We start from the raw sequence: 23351 nt of genomic DNA, 5'->3' as shown, positions 1-23351 counted from the left end.
CTGCCCGGGTGACTGGGTAGGTCTACTCACCATTTCTGCCGTTTTTTCATCCCTCAGTGGCAGCAATTTTGTCTCAATAACAGATACCGTCTGCGCCATCGGTAAGGTCATATGTATCCCAGTGCAATCTTACCACCATGAACTTTTGCATTTATTAAGCTCACAATATAAATCGATTTATTCCTGAATTAGATGAGGAGTGTCGAGTAATATACTTTTTAAATAATTTTATAATTATATTAAGTTTAATGACACCAATTTTGTTATAAAAATATCTTATACAATTGAGTTGAGTAAGTATTAATATCGCTATTTATGTTTACAGCATAATATAACAACTTCTATTTATTATCTTTTTTTGAAATTATTTTTTGTTTTTTTGTGATTAATTCCGCGAATTTTTTAAAAAAAATTGCAACTTAATTTGGCACTGGTATCATAAAGTCAATTGAAAATTATATTTCAATTTAACCAGTTGAAACATTATCTTATTTTTTGTTATTTAGTATTTACCATTTCGTCGACGGTTTATATATATTTAAGATTTTTGAAAAAAATGATAAATTATCATAATGTTAATGCTTTTAATGTCATTATTCGAATCATTGTCTTATTCTCTCATTCTAGAAATAGTAAACCTTACTTAAGTTTTATGAAAAATATTATAGTGGTCGATTTACCCGATAGTATAAATAACATTAAGAATAAAAAACTCAGCCCTTCGCCAAAATGAGTCTTTTACCGATGCCCAGCATCTATTTTATGAATTTATTTATGGAGATGCCGACATAATCGTGACATTTGACTGCGTTTAAAAAGTTTCGCTAAAGTGCTTTCCAAAGAGTCAAAAATACATGTGTTACTTCTATATGATTATTTCGTAATAGTGGGATACTAAATCTGGCAAAAAGCCAGTTTAGTAAGGTGTTATCACGATAACTGTATTAAAATAAATAGATTAAATTAATCACAAAAAATAAATCCAATAAATTAGGTGTGGAATGACGGTTTTAATCATGGAAAATCCTATTTTCGAACTATCTAGATCACAGCAAGCCGTTTTCAAAATGGAAGCATTTCATTTGACTGGCTACCCGTTTTATTTGAGTGTTGCAGTACGTTTAAACGGGAATATTTCTCTGGACAGACTGACTCAGGCCGCTGAAACAACCCAAAATTCAATGGATATATTTCATATTGGATTCGTTAATGACCATGCGGAAACAGATCACTTGGCAACACAGTGGCATGGCATCCGGCGGCTCACTCCTCATGCGGAAGTCATACAAGTAGATTTTAGCGGTTATCCGGACCCTAAACGGGCTTTTGAAAGTTGGGCGGAGCGCCAGACGTTAATAGAAGAAGATTTATCACTGACACCAGTGCGCGTTTTTGCTGTGCGTTTTCAGCCGGAACAGACAGGCTGGTTTATTAAGGCGCATCATGCGGCTACAGATGGTGAGGGATTGTCAGTACTGATAGAACATCTGATGAGTGCGCTGGAAGAAGAAGAGCCGGATACGGAATATCTTCTATTTTCGGTCAACGCGGAGGGTGAGCGGAATTATGAAAATTCCCGGCGTAGGCAAAGAGATGAAGCGTATTGGCGAAGTATTTTCAGTGACAATACCGGTAACGAAACGGAATCCGCTAATACCGGTAAAATAGCCAGCCGTTATCCGATCGGTGACTATCGCAGGCTAACGCCTCGATCCCGGCGTGTACGTCACGAACTGAGTGAAGCTGAAAATGATATGCTGCGCCAGTTTAAAAGTCGTGGCGGCTCTATTTTCAGGTTGTTTTTCGCGGCGGTTGCGTATACACAAATGGTTATTGAAGATGGTAATGGTGCTTTATTGCAGGCACCGATGCTTAACCGCTGGAGTCATGAAGAGAAACGCTCTGCCTCTATGGCTGTGGCACCGGTTTTGATCCCCGTATCTCGTGAAGCGGGGGAGACGGTGACAGATTGTTACCATATGCTTAAGCCGCGTTTGCAAAAAGCGGTTGCCCACTCACGTTATGCGCCAGGCGCCCGATGGAATGAATTTGCATCACAAGATTGGAAACGAATCATTCCCGCTTTCGGGGTTTCTTATCAAACTGGCATTTTCCGGAAAACTGTCTTAGGTGCTGACGTATCAATTGATCATATGCAAGCAGTAGAAGCCCTGTTTGCGACCATTCATATCCATGACCGCTTTGAGGGTGGGAACTTCAAACTTGAAGGTGATTTCCGCAAGATATGGTCATTAGATCAATGTCACATGTTTCTGAAAACAGTCACTGATTATGCAATGGAAGCTGCCTGCGAAATTTTGGCGCAACAAGAAGTCACACAAACACCATTAGGTGAAAAAGAGCAAGAAACCCACTCTTGGAAAGAATCCCAGACAAAACCGATCGGCATTCATTTATACCATGCGTTTGAACGTTATGCTGATAACCTGTTATTCAAGCAGGGTGCTGATGCGGTAACTTATCGTCAGGGATTGCAATGGATTAACAAGTTCAGAGAACAGTTGCGTACCATACGAAATGGGCATGATGAGCACAATCCGGTATTTATTCTGGGAAGACGTACTCCTGAAACTGTGCTCGCTTATCTGGCTTGCCTGATTGAAAATGTGACGGTAGTTCCCGTTTGTCCGACCATGCCTTTAGCCAGATTATCGGCTATTGCCCGTAATTCGGGGGCATCTCTCTGCATTTATACGGAAACCGACCATCACCTTGCAGAAATGCTGGGCTTGCGTTTGTTACGTGTTTCCTTGGATAAGGCAGGGCTTGATGTTGCATTGAATCCAGTGACATGGACAGAACATACACACTGTCACCCTGCTTATATTCTCTATACCTCAGGATCGACCGGAGAACCTAAAGGCGTGGTGATTTCCCCGATGGCGCTGGCCAATTATGCGTTGGCGGCTAAGGCGGCTTACGCTGCGCAGACTCCATTTAATGCGCCTTTATTTACCTCCTTTGGTTTTGATTTAACCCAGACCGCTATTCTGGTTCCGGTTTTGTCGGGCGGATTTATCCAGCCTCATGAACAAGATATCCGTGATAACCCTGAATTGCTGCAAACGTTACTGGCTGATGAGTCATTGACGGGCGTTAAATGCACGCCATCCCATCTCTCATTGCTGATTGAGCACAGCCCGGAAAGAAGTCATCCGCTGACTTTTGTTGTGGGTGGAGAAAATTTGTCTTCTTCTCTGGTGAAGAAAGCACTCGATTATTTTCCTGTGGGAAGCAAAGTAATCAATGAATATGGGCCGACAGAAACAACAGTCGGATGCTGTATCTGCTCAGTGAGTGGGGGAGAAAGCTCTCCTGACGGTAATAACAAGATAAACACCGCAGTTATGCCTATCGGTACAGCGTTGGGTAAAGCAGAGATGTCGATAAAAGATTCTTGGGGGCAAAATATGCCCCGTGGATTCAGGGGTGAAATCAGTATCAGTGGTCCGGTGCTGGCCACGGGATATCTCAACGACAGTATCCAGACGCAGGAAAAATTTGTGTGCGGTGCTGATGGCTTAAGCCGTTGGTATCGTACTGGTGACTTGGGGTTACAGGACGAGCAAGGCATATTTCATTGCCTTGGGCGTATTGACGATGAATTTAAGATACGTGGCTACCGGATCCACCCCGCGGAAATAGAGAAAGCAGTGGAAAGTGTACTGACGAGTGTTGGGGAAAACGACAACTATAGTTGGGAGTTGAAGGCACTGAAACTGGTGGTTGATGAAGCGGATGGGTATGAAACAGTCGCTTTGTGCAGCAGTCAAGTCATACCGCATGACTGCCCGGAATTTCAACGTAGCCTGAAAACAAAAATTCCTGATGCTTGGTTACCAACGCTATACTGTACCGTACAACCCTGGCCGATTAATGCGAATGGTAAAGTTGATATGGCGGCGCTGACTGCCGCAGCTCAGGCAACGTTGATGGCGAGTGGTTCTTCCCAGCTCGGTTCAGCCAATACACCAAGCCAGAATGCGTCGGGAACCTATCAACTGCCAATCTGGTTAAATGCAGATTTTCTGAAACCTATCTGGCCCCAGACCGTCGATCTTACCACTTCATTTCTGGAACAGGGAGGAGACTCGATCAAAGCGATCAGGCTCGTTGCATTATTAGCCAGAGAAGGGATTCGGATTGCTGCAAGTGAACTGTTAACGTTGAATTCCTTGGGCTCTGTGCTTGAAAAAGCCTGCGTAGCGGCATTGGAAAATGAAGTCACCAATTCGGCTATCTCAGAAGAGATTGAAGCAAGCTGGATTAAGTTCTTACCAAGTACCCGTTGGTTCCGGCAACAATGTTTTAAACACGGCAATCGTTTGCAACAAGGCATGGTGCTTGAGTTGAAATCTTCGCTCTCGGCTGAAGAAATAAACGCGGCTGTCTCAATGGTTAAAGCAAGGCATAAAATTTTTGCTTTGAGAGCAAATCAAGATTTGAGTGAGTTTTACTTTGCATCTCCAGAACCGGAGGTGTATGACGGTGATACCGTGACAGAAGACGAGATTCTGGCGCCGGGTGAACACCTTGAAGACCGATTGAATAAATTGCAAGACCGAGTTTGTCTGGAGAAACAACCCAGCGTGCATTCGGTCGTATTTGATCCGGTTTCACACAAAAATTATCTGTTTTGGGTTTGTCATCACCTTATTTGCGATGTGCATTCATGGATTTTCTTATTGGATGAATTGGAGCAGGCTATTAATGATTCTTCATTCCAGACTGCGAACGCAGAGGAAACGATCCATGAGCAAGGCGCATTCCTTTGGGGTAAATGGTTAGGAGAGCACGTTCCTGAAGTGGATGATGTACCTTATGACGATACCTTCCATCACTCCTCGGTGACTCCGGTTACTTTGGCGCTGTCAATTTGCGGTCATGATTTGCGATTGATGGAGCAACGCTTTAAGGCTGAGCGTTCACAATTGATCGCGGCTGCTTTGATGGACGTTATGCAAGATAACGGAATATTGCCTCCGCTGCCTGTAATCCTGTTTGAAAACCATGGGCGTTTATTCTCTGAAGCAGGCATTCCCGCAACCCGGAACACGGAAATGGCGAATGCGGTGGGTTGGTTTACCGGCTTTAATCAGTTGGCTCTTAACATTTCATCAGAGCACCCATACCGACTTTCCCAAACTGCTTTTTTGCGAATATTAAAGTCGGGTCTCTATGAAGATAAACAGAGCTGGAAAGTGCAGTTGGGGCTGAGTCATCCGGGAAAACGACCACACATGTGCATCAATGATATTGGATCGGGATTAGAGGGACGCGGAACATGGGCGCATTTCGATCTGGTTCAGTCCTTGTCGGGAGGTTTCCGGCATCCTGACGAAAAGAGTGTGACCGACTTTGACATCCTCATTCGTGATTGCCGTGAGTCTGGTTCTGTTTTAGTTGAATTGAGGTTGGGTATTCCCAACGCTAATGGTGATGATGCGCAGCATTACTTGGCACAATTAAACGAAAAACTATTATTGAGCGAAAAGCAGCTATTAAACGAAAAACGCTTAGCCTGGTGTGATAGCAAACATGAGGTATCCCGTGATTTGCAGGCTGATCAGTGTTTGGAACAGCCATTAATACCTGCCGATTTTCCTCTTTGTCAACTCTCACAAGCGGAGCTTGATCTCATTATTAAGGGAGCCTCAGCATGAGAACCGCTATCGATTCAGCGAATACAGTATTCAACGCTAATTATATTGAAGAACTGCTACAAGTGACGCCTCAAGCGAATGGGTTACTGTTTCACGCATTAAAAGATGGAAACAGCGCTTATCACATTGGTGTGGCATTCAGCGTGAAGGTGGATGTCGATAAAGAAGCCCTCCTTGAAGTATGGCAGCAGATACAGCAGTCACAGCCCGCTCTCAGGTCGGTTTTTGTCTGGGAAGGTATTCGCACTCCCCATCAGGTTATTTATTCTTTGCCCCGAATTCCGTTTGAATACACCCGTGTTGATTCGACGGCTCCCGTCCCGTCAATTAAACAGCGTTGCCTTGATTGGCTGGCATATTCTAAAGCCACTCCTTTTGCATTGAACAAAGAAGTGTTTCGCATTGTTGGCTTCCACGATGTTAAGGCGGGAACGGTAAGTCTGGCCTTCTCTTTTCACCATATTCTGATGGATGGCTGGAGTAGTTCGCTGTTGATTTCCCTCTGGTTGCAGGGATTGCGTCGGCAAAAAATTGTTCCTCTGGATGCACGTATCTATTCACAACAACTCTGGCAGGGATTAAGCCGGGAAACGTTGATGTCCGGTCGCAAATATTGGCGAGAGGTGTTTCAACATTTGCCTGATGGAGAGTCTTCTGCAACAACCAAACTCTTGGATGAACCCCTGTTCCGAACTACTGGTCACAATGTGGCTGAGAAAGCAATAAATGAAAAAATCGTCGTAAGTAGCCTATGGAGCGAAGAACGTAAATCGGCTATAGAATCACTTTGCCGCCGCGCGGGGGTAACGTCGGCCAGTTTTATTTATCTATGCTGGGCATTGACGCTGGCTAAATTCACCTTCCAAAAAACCATTACGTTGGGCTGTACATTTTCTGGCAGAGGCGGAGCTTTGACGCAGGACATTGACCGTCAGCCCTTAGGTCTGTTTATCAATACCGTACCGCTTATCCTTACGCTTGAAGGTAAGTGGAATATAGAAGCTGCTTTGCGTTCTGTTTTTCAAGCGCTACAGCAGGCGCAACAATATGAAAAAACGCCGCCTTTATTGATCCGTGAGGAAGCGGGAATACGTGAAGAACTCTATGACTCTATTGTGGTTTTTGATAACTATCCCATTGATGCCACATTGAAGGATACCCGTTGTGGCGCATTCGTGACGGATTTATACAGTGAAGAAACGACGCATTTCGGTTTGACATTAACCGTTTCTGGTGTGGAACAATGGTTAGTCGAACTCAGTGCCGGAGAGGTTTTCACGGGGGCATCTGATGCAGTAAAAATGGTGTTTAATGGGTTTGAATCGTTGGTGGAAGATCTGATTAATCACACCACAGATACCTTGATTGAAGATCTCATCTTAAAATTTAGTACAGAGAGCGCTGAAGAAGTGTCTTTGCGCATCGGGGAGATCAACGAACAAACGCCGGATATCAATTTATTGCTGACAGGTATTTATCAGCGTCTTAGCGAGTCTCCCCAAGGAATCAGCCTGGTCGATGGACAAAATAACATCAGCAATTGTGAGTTATTGAAAGGAATTAGTAGCGTACAAGAACAGTTACGATTATCGGGTTTTATTCCGGGAGACAGAGTTGCTGTCCATCTTGAAAAAGGATTGTTATCGACTCAGGCAATACTCGCAATATTATTCAGTGGGGGCAGTTACTTCTATGTCAATCCGAAAGATCCACTGCAACGTAAAAAGATGCTGTTAACTTTGGCAGATTGCAGCATTGTTTTATGTGGTGCTTCCTTTAATAAAGAACTAGGTTTTAATAAAGAACCAGGCGCAGAGAGCGGGCGTTATTTGCTGCTGGATATTGAGGAAAAGAGTTTACAGCCATCTACGGCGGAGCCAACGCTATGGACTAACCGACGGCCTGAAGATGAATTTTACTTTATATTCACGTCGGGAACGACGGGTACGCCTAAGGGGATTGCGATTCGTAATGAATCGGTCGCAAACCTGCTGGACTGGTTTATTAAAGAGACGGTGCTGACAGCCGCTGATAGAGTGCTTGGGCTGACCGATCTGAATTTCGACCCCAGCGTAGAAGATTTATTGGGGAGTTTTGTTGTTGGTGCCACGCTGATCTATCCATCGCCGAATGTGTTACTGGAGAGACAGGCATTCATTGAGCTGTTGCAGTCTGAATCCATCACCTTAATCAACTTTATTCCCGGAGCCATTGCACAGCTTATTCAGGATGCACCATTCTTGCCTGCCATGAGATTGTGGATATTTGGGGGTGAAGAATTACCCAAACGTCTTCGGGATGATTTGTTGCAGCAAGGGTATGCCGTTAGCAACCATTATGGTCCCAGTGAGACGACGGTGGATTGCCTCAACGCGAAACAATCTCTTACTGCGGATGTTGCCATCGGTTGGCCAATTCAAAATGTTATTGCCTACTGCGCTGATATATTTGGCAAACCATTGCCTGCCGGTGTTCGTGGTGAGCTTTGGGTGGGAGGCAAGGCGGTTGCCCGTGGTTACACGACGAACCCCGTTGAGACGGCGAAATATTTTGTTAAATCTAAGTACTTGGATCAATACAGTAAGCATCCTTTTTATCGCACTGGCGACATGGTTACTTTTTCCAGTGAGTCAGGTTTTCGCTATCTGGGGCGGATTGATGACCAGGTGAAGGTGAACGGTATTCGCATTGAACCGAGTGAATTGGAGCGTGTTGTTGAGACATTAGATGTGGTTAAAGCCTGTTGTCTATTGCCCGTAACAGAATCGCCCGCAATAGAATCGAAGGGAAAGCGCCAGTGGTATCTTTTTGTTGATAGCCATGAACCCCCTGCGATGTTGGAGCCTCGGGTACGAGAACATATCCGGCGTAACTTCCCGGAATCGTGGTTACCTTCACTTATTGCGGTTGTCGATGGGTTTGAACGTACCATTACCGGCAAAATTAATCGCCGAAGCTTACAGGAGTATGCTGCGCAACAACTGCAAACAAAACCGGTGGAAAATCATGTGCCATTGGCAGATCCGGTGGTAGCTAAAGTGCAGGCGGTTTGGAAAGCGGTGCTGGAAAGCCAAATGATTGATATAAACATCAATTTCTTTGATGCTGGTGGTAACTCGATAAAGATAATTGCACTCCAATCCCAGTTGCAACAAGCGTTCAATCAGGAGGTTCGTGTCACTGTCTTATTTGAGCATCCGACGATTTCCTCATTCTCAAACTGGATTAAACAGAACCGGTTGTCACCTGAACAGGTGAACTCAGACAAACAATCATCCCAAGAGCATATGCTGTCGTCATTCCAATCCGGCAAGAGCAGATTAGCGGACAGGCGACGCAAAGCCAAAGGAAGTACAGGAGAGCCTGTTTAATGAATGACGATGTATTTTATGTGCTCATAATAAATATTAATTATCACATGGGAAATAATGATAGGTCTTTATGGTCTTAATATTTCTTTTATTTACTGTTAATTGATAAAGTATATTTTCCATGTGTTTTTCATGTTAATTTCTCGAAATTAACATGAAGGTTACTTTTTGATAAATAAATTATTGCATGAATCAACTCTATTTTATTTTAAAAAATAGAGTTGATTGCGCTGTCAAAGTTTTTTGCGGAAAAATATAAATTTTACATTGGTTTTAAGGCTGTGACTTAAGGGCGGTAGCGTATCTAAATAACACTTATGGAATCGGATATTCTATATTTTGTTTTTATCTTTTTAGACAAGCTGATTTTCAATCATTAAAAGTGGGGGTAATCGTTGAAAATATCAATTATTGGTGCCGGTGTTATGGGATTAGACACGGCAATAACATGTGCTGTATATGGGCATAATATATTACTTATCGATATATCCTCAGAGGTTCTGAGAAATCTCGCTTCGCGAATTTCAAGTGAATTTCGTTTATATCGGATGCTTAAGCCTGAATTTAAATCTCTGGATATATCAGAATTGAAAGAACGGATTCAATTTACGTCATCTTATGAAGAGATTAGAGAGTGTGACTGGGTAATTGAAAATGTCAATGAAGAGTGGGCAACTAAACAAGATGTTTATAAAAAAATAGCACCATACATTAAGCCTGAAACTTATATTGCTGCAAACACAAGTTGTATATCCATCACAAAAATTGCAGCAGCGTTACCTTTTCCTCAAAAAGTACTTGGCCTCCACTTTATGAATCCCGTGCCCATAAAGAAATGTGTAGAAGTGATTAAAGGTTTCCATACTTCCGAACAAACATTGACTGAGGCAAAAAAATTCTTACAGAGCATTGAGAAAAATCCTGTTGTTGTAGAAGATTTTCCCGGATTTGTTTCTAACCGGCTTTCTCACTTATTCATGAACGAAGCGGCATTTCTCGTACAGGATAATCTCGCCAGCCCACAAGATATTGATCGCATCTTCAAAGAAGGTTACGGACATGCTATGGGGCCATTAGAAACCGCAGACCTGATTGGGCTGGATACGGTTGTTAACTCTTTGCAGGTTCTCTATGAAAGTTATCAGGACCCGAAATACCGTTGCTGTCCTCTGCTAAGGAAAATGGTTGAAGCGGGAAATCTTGGTAGAAAAAGTGGTAAGGGCTTTTTTAATTATAAAAACGCGGAATATTAATGATGGATGACTTAGCAAATAAGCCAGTAAGCAGTGATACACCGGTAAAATGTATCATCTGGGATTTAGACAATACTATATGGGATGGGGTTCTTTCTGAGGGGGATGATCTTAATTTAAAGCCAGGAATAGAAAAAATCATCGACCAATTGGATCAAATGGGTATTTTGCAGTCAATAGCAAGCAGGAATGAAGCGTCTGATGCTTTGGAAATGCTGAGTGAGTTTAATTTAAAACACTATTTTATTTATCCTCAAATTCATTGGGGTGCTAAATCTTCCTCGATTGAAAATATTCAGAGAAATTTAAATATCTCAGCGGATACATTTATTTTTGTTGATGATCAGATTTTAGAAAGGGATGAAGTTAATGCTAAATTCCCGCAAGTCACTTGTATTGATGCCTTGGAATATCAGTCAATACTTCATTTGCCTAGAATTGCCAACATGGAAATATCGGATGATGCAAAATTAAGAAGGCAGCGTTACCAAGAAGATATTCTGCGTAAAGAAGAGGAAGATGAATTTATTGGTACATCAGAAGAATTCCTCAGCCAACTCAATATGAAGTTTTATATCGCCAAAGCCAAACACGAAGATCTCCTCCGGGCTGAGGAACTGACACAACGGACTAATCAGCTTAACTCAACAGGCATAACTTACAGTAGAGAAGAATTAAATGAATTAATTCACTCAGATGAGTATGGTGTATTTGTTTTTGAATTAGTGGATAAATATGGCTCTTACGGGAAGATAGGTCTGGCATTAGTACACTATAAAGAAGAGGTTGACTATATTAAATTATTATTAATGTCCTGTAGAACGCTTTCTCGTGGAGTGGGAAGTATAGCATTGACTTATATTATGCAGCAGGCAAAAGCAAAAGGGCATAAATTGTATGCTGAATTCAGACGTACACCTCGTAATCGGCAAATGTTTGTGACTTACCAATTCTCAGGGTTTAAAGAAATAGAAAAGCTCGCTGATGAGACGATGCTCTTTGAAAACGAATTAGAGCAAGTACCTGACTTCCCTTACTATGTTGATGTCATTATAAATTAATAGGATATGATAATGAAAGACCTGGATACAATCGCCAAAGAAATTCGTGAATTTATTGAAAATAATATCTCTGTATTTGATGATGATGTTGAGTTGTCGGATGATACTAATATATTTACAAGTGGTTTGGTCAATTCACTTTTTGCCATGCGTTTACTTTGTTTTATTGAGGAAAAATGTTCTATAACCGTACCGGATGAATATATAGAACGTGAAAATTTTGTTTCAATCAACTCAATGCTGAACTTAATTAATAAAATAAGAGAGTAAGGTTTATATGATGGGACATGAACTCCATTATTTGGTGGAAGCTGCAAAGCAATTTTCAGATAATGTATTAAGACCAGCCGCAACTTTAATTGATAAGCAGGGTAAAGTGCCCGGTGAAATTATCACTGAAATGGGAGCGCAGGGCTTTTTAGGCGCGATGTTGCCCAAAGAATATGGCGGGCAAGGTATGGACCCGCTTTCTTATGGTTATTTGACTGAAGAAATCGGTAAAGGATGTAATTCAACACGCGCATTATTAACGGTTCACACAAGCTTAGTGGGTGAAACGCTTGCAAAACTAGGAAGCCAATCGCAAAAAGAAAAATATTTACCGCCAATGGCGAAAGGTGAAAAAATCGCATGTTTTGCCTTATCTGAACCGGAAGCTGGCTCTGATGCTAATGCCATCAAAACAAAGTATGAAGTGACAGAAGATGGGTTCAGAATTAATGGCAGCAAAAAATGGATTACTTATTCAGGGATTGCTGATTTATTCCTCGTATTTGCCCGTTGCGAAGAAAAAGTGAGTGCATTCATCGTCGAATTTGGGGTGAAAGGGTTAACGAGAAAACCAATGCTGGATTTGATGGCAAGCCGTGGTGCTTATTTATCAGAACTTTATTTTGATAATGTAGAAATACCAAAAGAGAGTTTAGTCGGGCGTGAGGGTGAAGGGTTTAGCTTTGTCGCTAATACAGCCCTCTATTTTGGTCGTTACAGTATCGCCTGGGCGGGGGTTGCTATTGCCCATGCCGCGTTGGAAGAGATGGTGACTTATGCGCGTAAGAGGCAACAATTCGGCCAAAAAATCGCCCAGCATCAACTAATTCAAGGCATCATTGCTGATTCAGCTACGGCATTTTATGCCGCAAAAGCCACTTGTGAAAAGATTGGCTATTTAAGGAATCAGGGTGATCACAAGGCCATTATGGAAACGAATATAGCGAAATATAATAGCTCGGCAGTCGCTATGTTGGTTGCCAATAACGCCGTTCAGGTTCTCGGAGGAAATGGACTATCCAGCCGCTATCCGGTAGAAAGGTTATATCGTGAAGCCAAGGTTCTGGAAATTATTGAAGGAACTAATCAAATTCAGCAAATGATAATCTCGCAACATGCCTTGCGTAGTTTTTATAGAAAAAATTCGATTATTGAGTGATATCTATAAGAGTACGAATCTATCAGCAAATCCCGAAAATTAAAAATTAGATATATAAACTAATCCGGGGAAATCTGAATACTTAAATTCGTAATGAATTTGATGCCTTGAGCCAATATATCATTTTCTTCTTTATAGAAATGATTAATTATTTAAATTGAATAAGCCAGCTCTTTTCATTAGCAAATGATCATAATAAAGGTTAATTATGGTAAATAATCTTACTGGTCTTGAAATTGCCATAGTTGGAATGGCAGGTCAGTTCCCTGGTGCAGATAACGTACATGATTTTTGGGAAATGCTCCGTGATGGAAAAGAAGGTATTAGCAGATTCACGCAAGAAATATTAGAAAATAATGGCGTATCGGCTGAAGAATATTTACATGAAAATTATGTTCCTGCCAAAGGTGTAATCAACAATCCATATCATTTTGCAGCCGATTATTTTGCAATTAATTACTCAGATGCAGAAAAAATGGACCCGCAAACTCGTTTGATGATTGAAACTTGTTGGCAGGCACTTAACCATGCTGGCATTGATGCCAAAAATTATCCGGGAGAAATTGGTGTTTACGCAGGAGCAGGTAATCAGTGGTCATGGTTTAAAACATTAAATACGGAATTCAGTTCTGCGGCAGAACAGTTCCATGTCGCAACATTAAATGACTCTGCATTTTGTTCCCGTATTTCCTATTTACTGAATTTGCGCGGCCCGTCAGTCACGATACAAACAGCATGTTCAACTTCATTAGTTGCCGTGCATACAGCGTGTCAGGCTCTGCAAGCCGGAGAATGTGAGGTTGCTTTAGCGGGGGGCGTCAGCGTAACGCATCCACATCAAGCTGGCTATATATATCAGGAAGGGATGATAAATAGTGCAGACGGCAAAACACGGGTCTTTGATGAACACGCGGGTGGTACGGTGTTCAGTAATGGCGTTGGTGTTGTTGTACTAAAAAGATTGAGTGATGCGATAGAAAATAACGATAGAATTTATGCCGTTATCAAAGGCAGCGCAATTAATAATGACGGCAGTGACAAAATAAGTTTTACTGCCCCTAGTACTCAGGGGCAGCAAAATGTTATTCAGGCTGCATTAGATGTCGCAGAAGTTGATCCTGACAGCATTAGTTATATAGAGGCACACGGGACAGGAACTTTACTGGGAGATCCGATTGAAATTGCCGCCTTGAAAGCGGTTTTTAACGGGTCACAATCTTGTGCTATAGGTTCCGTCAAATCAAATGTGGGGCATTGTGATACCGCCGCAGGGATAATATCACTGATAAAACTCACATTATGTGTCTATTTTAAAACGTTAGTGCCATCCATTAATTTTGAGAAAGCGAATAAAAAATTAGAATTAGAAAAAACACCTTTTCATGTTAACACGCAAACAAAAAACTGGCTCAGTAAAACTGATGAACTTATCACTGCCGGAGTCAGTGCCTTTGGTGTTGGTGGAACCAATGCGCATCTTATTCTCCAGGAATTTTGGGAGAAAATGGAACCCATTTCGATAGAACACTTAAATTATAAAGAACTTCCGAATCGAATTGAGTTTAAACCTTTAATAAAACCAGATACTGCCCGTCATCTGCTCGATGAGCAGGAAGAAAATGTCATTTTTGCAGAAAAAATCGATATTAAATCTTTGTCTAAAGAGATATTGGATATTTTAAAAGTCTATTTTTCAAATAAGAAAATTTCGAAAGAGGATAATTTCTTTGATATCGGTGCCAGCTCTTTAGATATTGTTCAGCTACACGAAAAGATCAATAACCATTATGCAATAAAATTATCAGTTAATGATTTTTATCGCTATACAACCTGCCAGAAACTTTCTGAAAAAATACACAGCTTAATCAGTGAAGCACCAGCTAAGATCATCAATAAGTCGAAAAGGGCAGCAAGAGGAAAAGCATCAGGTAGCAAAAAGAGAGTATTTAATGATTACCCGGCACATGCCATTGCTGTCGTTGGCATGAGCGGCCGATTCCCCGGAAGTCATAACATACAGGAATATTGGAAAAATATACTATCTGGCAAAGAAGGTATTTCTTTCTTTACGGATGATGAACTGATCGATGCAGGATTTCCTGAATACATTTTCAAGAATAAAAATTATATCAGGGCAAAAGGCATTATTGAGCATTCACTGGATTTTGATAAAGACGCTTTTGGCTATACAGCACGCGAATCACAATATATGGACCCACAATTCCGTTTGCTGCATGAAATAACGTGGCAAGTGCTGGATGATGCTGGATATGGTAATCCAAAATATCGCCCTGTCACGGGTCTGTTCGCCTCTTCCGGCTCTAATTACGCATGGCTGGATTTGGTAAAAGATGAAGTGCAAGACACCACCGAACAATTTGGTATTGGGTTGTTAAATGACCGGGAATTTCTCACAACCAGAATCGCTTACAAATTGAATCTTACCGGGCCGGCCGTGACCGTTCAGAGTGCGTGTTCCAGCTCTGCGTTAGCGATAACGCTTGCGTGTCAGAGCCTGCGGGTCAATCAGTGTGATTTGGCACTGGCCGGAGGGGTTTCCGTCACCGTACCGATAAAAAGCGGTTACATGTATGTCAATGGAATGGTGAATAGCGCAGATGGTCATTGCCGCCCATTTTCTGAAGATGCCAGTGGTACTGTTTTCAGCGATGGCATTGGCATGGTTGCTTTAAAAAGGCTGGAAGATGCCATTGAAAATAATGATCATATTTATGGCGTCATCGTTGGTTATGGTGTTAACAATGATGGTCATGAAAAAGCAGGATTTACCGCCCCGAATGCAAACGGGCAGTCTGCCTGTATCAAACAATCTTTAGAAATGGCGAGTCTCTCTGCCAATGACGTTGAATACTTGGAAGCGCATGGAACGGCAACATTGGTTGGCGATGAAGTTGAATTAGAAGGCATCAAAGATGCTTTAAACGTCACAAGCGACAATCCCAAAACTTGTCATATTGGCAGCGTTAAATCGAACATTGGTCACACCGATAGTGCCGCAGGTGTTGCGGGGGTTATTAAAGCACTGCTGGCATTGAAGAATAAGAAGATCCCACCCACTTGCCATACTGAAACAGCGCATCATTTATCGTTGGAAGGTACACGGTTCCGTTTGATCAATACTGCCACTGATTGGGAAGATAACAATAATATCAGAACCGCAGGTGTGAGCTCATTTGGCATTGGCGGAACCAATGTGCATATGACCGTTCAATCAATCTCAGATCAAACCAGTGACGAGCAGGATCGTGCAGAACTCATCACGCTTTCAAGCAAAAGCAGAGAAGGGATAATTAAAACGGCAGAAGCCCTGAACCGGTTTTTGAGTGCAGATGTTCATACAAAGGCGCTTTCTGATATTGCTTATACACTCCAGATTGGAAGAGGAGAATATGAATATCGCACCTCGTTTGTTGCAGGAAATATAGAGGAACTCAACACCACATTATCTGATGTTAAAGAGACAAACAAGATCGCGGAAATTTCCTCTGACCACATACCGGGTATTGTATTTATGTTCCCCGGTCAGGGTGCTCAATATATCAATATGGCAAGGGATTTATACAATGAGCTGAGTATTTTCAGAATGCAGCTTGATGAGTGCCATGAATATCTATTAGAGCAATTTGGAATAAATTTACTCGCACTACTCTATGATGAGAAGGGTCAGGAGAGTGCAGAAAAACTCCGTAACACTCAATTTACCCAGCCGGTTATTTTTGCCATATCTTATTCTCTTGCCAGGACTTTGGAAGCACTGGGAATAGAAATGAACGCAATGATTGGCCATAGCATTGGTGAATACGTTGCAGCCGCAATGGCAGGAGTCATGACATTGGATGAGGCCCTGAAACTCGTTGCTATCAGAGGCCTTATCATGCAGGAATGTGAGCCCGGAGCGATGCTGAGTGTTTCAACGGGCAGAGAAAATATTGAGCCTTATTTGACAGATGAAGTCACGTTAGCAACGGTAAACTCATCGAATGCCTGTGTTATCGCAGGGCCTCAGGGTGAAGTTGAGAAAGTTCAGAAGAATTTGATTGCACAAAATTACCGTACCCGATTACTGGAAACCTCTCACGCTTTTCATACCTCAATGATGAAGCCTGCTGTAGAGAAATTTAAACAGGCTTTGAGGGAGATAAAGTGGAAAAAGCCCAATAAAGCTTACATATCAAATGTAACAGGCCAATGGATCACGGCAAAACAAGCAAATTCTGTCGATTATTGGGTCTCGCACTTGTGTGAAACCGTCGAATTTCATCAAGGTATTCTGACTTGCCTGGAACAGTCTGAGCTGAATACTTTTATTGAAGTCGGGCCGGGCAGAACACTGTCTACGTTTGTTAAACAGATTGTTGCGGCAAATACAGATATCTCTGTTATTAATGTGATGCGTCATCCATTAGAAGAGGAAAACGACAGAGTTTATTTATTAAAATTACTTGGACAACTCTGGATGAAAGGCCAACCCGTCAATTGGCCGGCCATTTACCAAGATCTGAATCCAAAACGAGTGAGTTTACCCGGTTATCAATTTATTTCAGAGAATATGGAGCTTGGAAACTCCGGCGCCAGTTTGAATTATTCAGAAAAAGTATCTGAAATTCGAATCCCAAAAAATAACATTTCAGAATGGCTCTATGGTGAAATATGGCAGGATGCTCTCTTACCAAATAAATCGAGCCAATCTGACGTGAAAATGGCGCTCTGTTTTGTGCCAGATATTGAGTGGTGCGAACCTCTTTGTCGTCATATGAATATTGACGAAAAAGCAGTAAGGTTTGTGTTATCAGGTGATAATTACACCACTGCGAACAATGTTATTACATTGTCAGCAGGAGAAGCCAGCCATTTCGAAAGGCTGTTTAATGAATTAAAAGAGAATCAATTACAACCTGATTCGATAATATTTGCCTGGCCTTTATCGGGAAGCCATGAAGTAAAAAATACATGGTTTTCTGCCATTACTCTGCTTCAGGCATGGACAACAGTCGGAAATATGTGTGATTTCCGTTTGTTGCTGGTTAATACAGAACAACCTGAATCCAATATGCTCAATGGCTTAGTAAAAGTCATTACGCAAGAAGTCAGCAAATGTCATCCCAGATTAGTACAAATTGACACGACTGAATCGATTGAAAAAACCTGTGAGATATTAACTGAAGAATTATTAGCAACAGATGAGCGCTTTATTGTTCGTCGGACAAAAGAGGGTTGTTCAAAACAAGTCTATGAGCGGCTTGCAGTAAATCCACTGAAAGAACACTCGCTCCTTAAACCGCAGGGGATATACCTTATTACCGGAGGATTGGGAGATTTAGGGCTTTTATTTGCAGAGTATCTCCTGAAAGAATATCGGGCGACAGTGATACTTGCCGGACGAAGGGAATTACCTGATCAGCATGAATGGAAACAAGCCATTAAATCGCATTCGCCATCCTTCGAAATATTGCAGCGGCTCGATAAACTTTCCGATCTTGGTACAGGAAGCTTGGCTTATTATGCTGCCAATGTCGCTGATAAGTCTGCAATGCAACGTTTATTAGCGACGATCGCTGAACAATATGGTGAATTGAATGGCATTATCTGTGCGGCTGGTGTCACGGAAGGAAACTCATTTCAGGGCATTAATAGGATAACGCTGGACGCCTGTTTACCACAATTAGAAACCAAAGTTGAGGCTTATAAGATTCTGGCAGAATTAACAGAAAATCAGCCGCTGGATTTCTGCCTGCTTTGTTCTTCAATTGCTGCGGTGCTGGGAGGATTGAGTTTTTCTGCATATAGTTCTGTCAGTGCGTTTGCTGATTCTTTTGCGAAGCAACAAAACAAGAAAGGTAAGCCCTGGATTAGTGTTAACTGGGACGGATGGGTTTTCGAACGTAATGATGCGGGTGATGCGCTGGGCTCCTCATTGAGTCAGCTTTTAATCGAACCTGATGAAGGAATTAAAATTTTAGAGCGTGTTTTACAATCACCATTAAGAGGTCAAATTATTGTTTCAACTGGTGATTTAGATAAACGTTTTGCACAATGGGTTAGCTCTTATTTAAAAACGTTCGACATTAATAAAGTCAATAAATCTCAACGAAAAACGATTTCCAAAGCTCAAATCGTAGAAACTGTCCTTTCGGTGTGGAAAGACTTTTTAAAAGTAGCACATATTAACCGTGAAGATAATTTCTTTGAATTAGGTGCTAACTCATTGGATCTGGTTCAAGTCAATAAAAGATTAACTGATGCACTCAATATCGATATTTCCGTTGTTGATATGTTTAGTTATCCCACTTCTGATCTATTAGCTGACCATATAACCAATCAGTTTGGAACAATCAGCACCGATAACGTTCAGGATGAAAACGTTGAAGATATTTATGACAGTGCTTATACAACTGAAAGCATGATTAAATCGGAAGCGATATTTGATAAACACATTGCGATTATCGGCGTAGCCGGAAAATTCCCGGGCGCTGAGGATATTCATGAATTTTGGGATAACTTATGCTACGGAAAAGAATCAATCAGCACAATGAGTAAGGAAGAGCTAATTGAAGAAGGCATTGATTCAGCATTATTAGACAATCCGAATTACATTCGTGCCAAAGGTATTATGCCTCATTCGGGTGAGTTTGATGCTGAATTCTTTGGCTATACCCCTTACGAAGCGCGTCAAATGGACCCGCAAGTACGGGCTATGCATACTTGCAGTTGGCAGGCATTGCAGGATGCGGGAATATCGGTAAAAAACAATAAGCTAAAAATCGGCTTATATGCGGCTGCATCAGGGAATTTACAATGGTTAGTGCAGGCAATGGCAACGGCGGAAGGCAGTGCTGGTCAATATAGTACTATGGTGGTTGCTGACAAAGATTATATGTCGACGAGCGTGTCATATAAATTAAATTTGTCCGGGCCAAGTATGGTTATCTCAACGGCCTGTTCTTCATCGCTTGTTGCCGTTAGTGAAGCCGTTAAATCACTGCGTGCGGGAGAATGTGATGTCGCTCTGGCAGGAGGCGTTTCAATTACCTTGCCAATCAAAGCGGGCTATTTATTTGAAGAGGGTATGATTTACTCTAAGGATGGAAAATGTCGCCCATTTGATATTCAAGCAAACGGAACGGTATTTAGTGATGGCGTTGGTATGGTAGCTCTGAAACCATTAAAACAAGCAATAGCAGACAAGGATAATATTTATGCGACTATTATCGGCAGTGCAATTAACAATGATGGGGGCATGAAAGTCGGTTACACTGCGCCAAGCACAAAAGGTCAGATTGACGTTATTCAGGCTGCATTACGAGATGCGAATGTATCATCAGAAAGTATCAACTTTATAGAAACACATGGTACGGGAACGAATTTGGGTGATCCCATTGAGTTCAATGCGCTGAAACAGGCTTTTTCAACGGATAAAAAGAACTATTGCAGAATTGGCAGTGTGAAATCAAATATAGGTCACCTGAATTTTGCTTCCGGAATCACCGGGCTGATTAAAGCCGCATTATCCATCAAACATAGAGTGCTGCCACCTACGATAAATTTCGCCCGTCCCAATAAAGAAATGGATATTACGAACAGCCCATTTATCGTTAATAACCAATATACGGAATTACGTGATAGTCAGAACCCAATCAGGGCAGGTGTCAGTTCTTTTGGCTTGGGTGGAACGAATGTGCATATTGTACTTGAAGAATTTCAGGCTGATCAGAGCAAACCGTCCAGACAAAACGTCAATAATCGATTGCCATTAATCTTGTCAGCACCGGATGAGAAATCATTGCAATCCTATAAAAAACAATTAAAGCAGGTAATTCAGAGCGATAACCAACAACTGAATGTGAGTGATATTACTTATAGTCTGATGTTAAGGGAACCAATGGCATCACAATTTGTTGCTACAGTAAACAATCGCGATGAATTGATTCAGGCACTGTCCTCAACAGAAAAAGACAATATTAATATATCACTTGGTATTAAGAGAAAAGTGGTATTTTTGTTCCCTGGTCAAGGTGCTCAATATAGGGCTATGGGGCAAGATTTTTACAACAACAATGTGCTATTTAAGCAGTGGTGTGATAAAGGATTTTTAATCGCGAATGATTATTGCACAACTGACTTGAAAGCGCTGCTTATTAATAGTTCTCAGGATGAACATGTTGATGAAACGGAATTTGTCCAACCGTTGCTGTTTATTATCGAATATGCGCTGGCACAAGTTCTGAAATCTTATGGTATTACCCCCGATGTAATGATAGGCCATAGTTTGGGGGAATACGTGGCAGCGACACTGGCCGGAGTATTCTCATACGAAGATGCGGTTAGAATTATCTGTATTCGCGGTCAATGTATGCAATCGACAGAAGCGGCGGCTATGCTTGCTGTAATGTCATCAACCGAGAAAGTGAAAGAAATAATAACTGAGGATATTGAAATTGCCTTAGACAACAGTAGTGAACTTTGTGTTGTCGCGGGATCTGATGATGGAATAACGCAATTCGAGGAAATTTGTCGCGGGTTATTAATTAAAACGAAACGTCTGGAAATTAAAAGAGCGTTCCATACCTGTTATATGGCCCCTGTTCTGGACAAATATGGCCAGGCTTTCAGCGAAATCACACTTAATAAGCCCCAAATTGATTTTATATCGAATGTAACGGGTACGTGGGTTGATAACAACAAAGTCATAACCAGTGACTATTGGGTTAATCATATTCGCCAACCTGTACGCTTTAAACAATCTATCGCGACAATCTTAGAAAATGAAAAGTGTCTGTTTATAGAAGTCGGGCCAGGAAGTGGGCTTTCTACTTTCGTTCAGAATCACTCAGACTATGGCGTAAATCATGCTTGTATCTCATGGCAAAGCCATAAAACCAGAGATATGAATCACCATAATGAGCTGATAGAAAAATTAGCCCTGATCTCCTTACATGGTATTGATGTGAATTGGCAGCAGGAGATAAATGTTCAGCAACCTGAATTGATTCATCTCCCCCCAACACCGATACGCGGAAAAGCATACCCGACAGATATAAAAAGATTGCAGGCATTATTTTCTGGCAATTCCCCTCAAGTTGTTGAAGAAAAGGAAAGGAAAGAAGATCACGCTAAAGTGACCAACACAATCAGAGCGACCAACACAAATATCAACTCGCTGGTACAGGAACGGGATAGAGTTATCAACGAGTTAGGTTCTATTTGGAAACGCATTCTGGGTATTGATAGCGTTGAAAACAGTGATGACTTTATTTCTCTGGGCGGGAGTTCTCTCTCAGCAGTGCAAGTGGTGGCAAAAGCGAAGGCTATAAATCTACCAATTAACATGAATATGTTGTTGTCGGGCCAAACCCTGGCTGAGATAAGCCAGATATTAGATAATGACCTCAAGATTGAATATAACGGCTGGAAATTCAATGAGAATTTTTCACCTGAGTTATATCCAACGTATGCCAGTTGCTTGTATTCGGCAGTCAGAGAAAAACTGAAACATGAACATCATCTAAATTGCGATGATGCCATTATGCAGGTTTCAGATGGCAGCCACTTAATTGGCATTGTATTACAACAGGCTGAAAATAAGGTTAAATTATCTAATCAGGAGGTTAACTTTGGTAACATGCTTGGCTGGCCTTCATTAGAAGAAAATTATGCTTTCTCTTATGCTAAGAAATTCTTTGAAGATTATGAATCCTATCAGAACTACTGCGAAAAAGAGTTATCTCTTGGGAATGTCGTCATTGTAACAGGAAGTGACTATTATCTGCCTTTTTCACCTTCATACGGTTTATCAGAGGCGGAATATATAACAAGGCCACTATTCCAGGATATCGTGCTGGAAGATGAGACAATCCCGCATGTTTTTGTGCTGGTTGGAAAGACCGATTCAGGGTATCAAATATATGATGGAAGCTTCCAATACTTTGGGGAGATCAACGCACAGGAGTTTGAGAAGACGGTTATTGGATTTAAAGGCTTAGATTTTATGAAGTCACATGAAGTCTTTAATAAATCCCGGCCTTATTTAGTCATTACCATCAATTGCGATGGTGATTTCCCTGACAGCCGTGAACAAAAGGAACTCATTCTAAAGAATCTGATTAATGATTTTAGAAGAAAAGAAGAGGTTAAATACAATGAAAATGAGTTTTCTTGTTATATAGGTCTGGCTGCAATAGAAAAACTTATTGAAACCCCAGAACTATTAACAAACAGTACCGCTAATGATTTGGAGGAAATATTCAAGCGTTGGAATAATCAGATTAATTCACTAAGGAATTTTTTAATTCTCGTAAGACCAGAACATGCCGAACAATTCGAAAGCTCATTCTCTTTTATCAATGGAAGAATGAAAGAGTTGATTGCCTCCTGTCAGGATAATGATCATGACAGGAATAGGTTAAATTGCTTGAATCTCATAAAATCGGAATTGGATTCTGTCATTGATCTTCTCGGTTAGTAAAGTAGTTTAATAAATCCTTCACCTTTTAGGTTGTTTTTTTAGTGAAGTGCATCACTCCAGTCATATAGCT

General features: G+C 41.4%; 7 protein-coding genes. All 7 read left to right on the top strand.

Annotated elements, in window-relative coordinates; all coding sequences use genetic code 11:
• Positions 1 to 1001: 1001 nt before the first annotated feature.
• The 7 genes from AAC147_RS09330 (at position 1002) to AAC147_RS09300 (ending at position 23278) form a co-directional block, all read left to right on the top strand.
• Positions 1002 to 5684 carry an AMP-binding protein gene (locus tag AAC147_RS09330; protein ID WP_231571376.1) on the top strand — a complete coding sequence of 1561 codons (4683 nt, stop codon included), beginning with the start codon at positions 1002 to 1004 and terminating at the stop codon, positions 5682 to 5684.
• Positions 5681 to 9055 (top strand): AMP-binding protein, encoded by a 3375-nt coding sequence (locus AAC147_RS09325; RefSeq protein ID WP_231571374.1) that lies wholly within the window; start codon positions 5681 to 5683, stop codon positions 9053 to 9055. The genes AAC147_RS09330 and AAC147_RS09325 overlap by 4 nt, the downstream gene beginning before the upstream one ends.
• 395 nt (positions 9056 to 9450) lie before the next feature.
• Complete coding sequence (locus tag AAC147_RS09320; RefSeq protein ID WP_047680377.1) at positions 9451 to 10308, top strand: 3-hydroxyacyl-CoA dehydrogenase family protein; 858 nt, start codon at positions 9451 to 9453, stop codon at positions 10306 to 10308.
• A complete protein-coding gene (locus tag AAC147_RS09315) occupies positions 10308 to 11369 on the top strand; it encodes an HAD-IIIC family phosphatase (protein WP_081988982.1) in 1062 nt (353 codons plus the stop codon). The genes AAC147_RS09320 and AAC147_RS09315 overlap by 1 nt, the downstream gene beginning before the upstream one ends.
• Before the next feature lie 12 nt (positions 11370 to 11381).
• The gene (locus AAC147_RS09310) at positions 11382 to 11639 is read left to right on the top strand and encodes an acyl carrier protein (protein WP_047680374.1); all 258 of its coding nucleotides are present in this window, start codon (positions 11382 to 11384) and stop codon (positions 11637 to 11639) included.
• A gap of 7 nt (positions 11640 to 11646) precedes the next feature.
• Entirely contained in the window at positions 11647 to 12798 is a 1152-nt protein-coding gene (locus AAC147_RS09305; protein ID WP_047680371.1) for an acyl-CoA dehydrogenase family protein, read from the top strand.
• 208 nt (positions 12799 to 13006) lie between these two features.
• Positions 13007 to 23278, top strand: coding sequence for a type I polyketide synthase (locus AAC147_RS09300; protein WP_047680369.1), 10272 nt, complete (start codon positions 13007 to 13009; stop codon positions 23276 to 23278).
• The last annotated feature ends 73 nt before the right edge of the window (positions 23279 to 23351 follow it).

This window comes from Xenorhabdus sp. NBAII XenSa04 (assembly GCF_963866145.1).
Classification (GTDB): domain Bacteria; phylum Pseudomonadota; class Gammaproteobacteria; order Enterobacterales; family Enterobacteriaceae; genus Xenorhabdus; species Xenorhabdus indica.
This window is presented reverse-complemented; position numbering and strand designations above follow the sequence as displayed.

What these genes read in the sequence shown, in the direction of transcription:
- AAC147_RS09310 (WP_047680374.1), top strand. Translation starts at nt 11,382, where the DNA reads ATGAAAGACCTGGATACAATCGCCAAAGAAATTCGTGAATTTATTGAA.
- AAC147_RS09330 (WP_231571376.1), top strand. Translation starts at nt 1,002, where the DNA reads ATGACGGTTTTAATCATGGAAAATCCTATTTTCGAACTATCTAGATCA.
- AAC147_RS09305 (WP_047680371.1), top strand. Translation starts at nt 11,647, where the DNA reads ATGATGGGACATGAACTCCATTATTTGGTGGAAGCTGCAAAGCAATTT.
- AAC147_RS09300 (WP_047680369.1), top strand. Translation starts at nt 13,007, where the DNA reads ATGGTAAATAATCTTACTGGTCTTGAAATTGCCATAGTTGGAATGGCA.
- AAC147_RS09315 (WP_081988982.1), top strand. Translation starts at nt 10,308, where the DNA reads ATGATGGATGACTTAGCAAATAAGCCAGTAAGCAGTGATACACCGGTA.
- AAC147_RS09325 (WP_231571374.1), top strand. Translation starts at nt 5,681, where the DNA reads ATGAGAACCGCTATCGATTCAGCGAATACAGTATTCAACGCTAATTAT.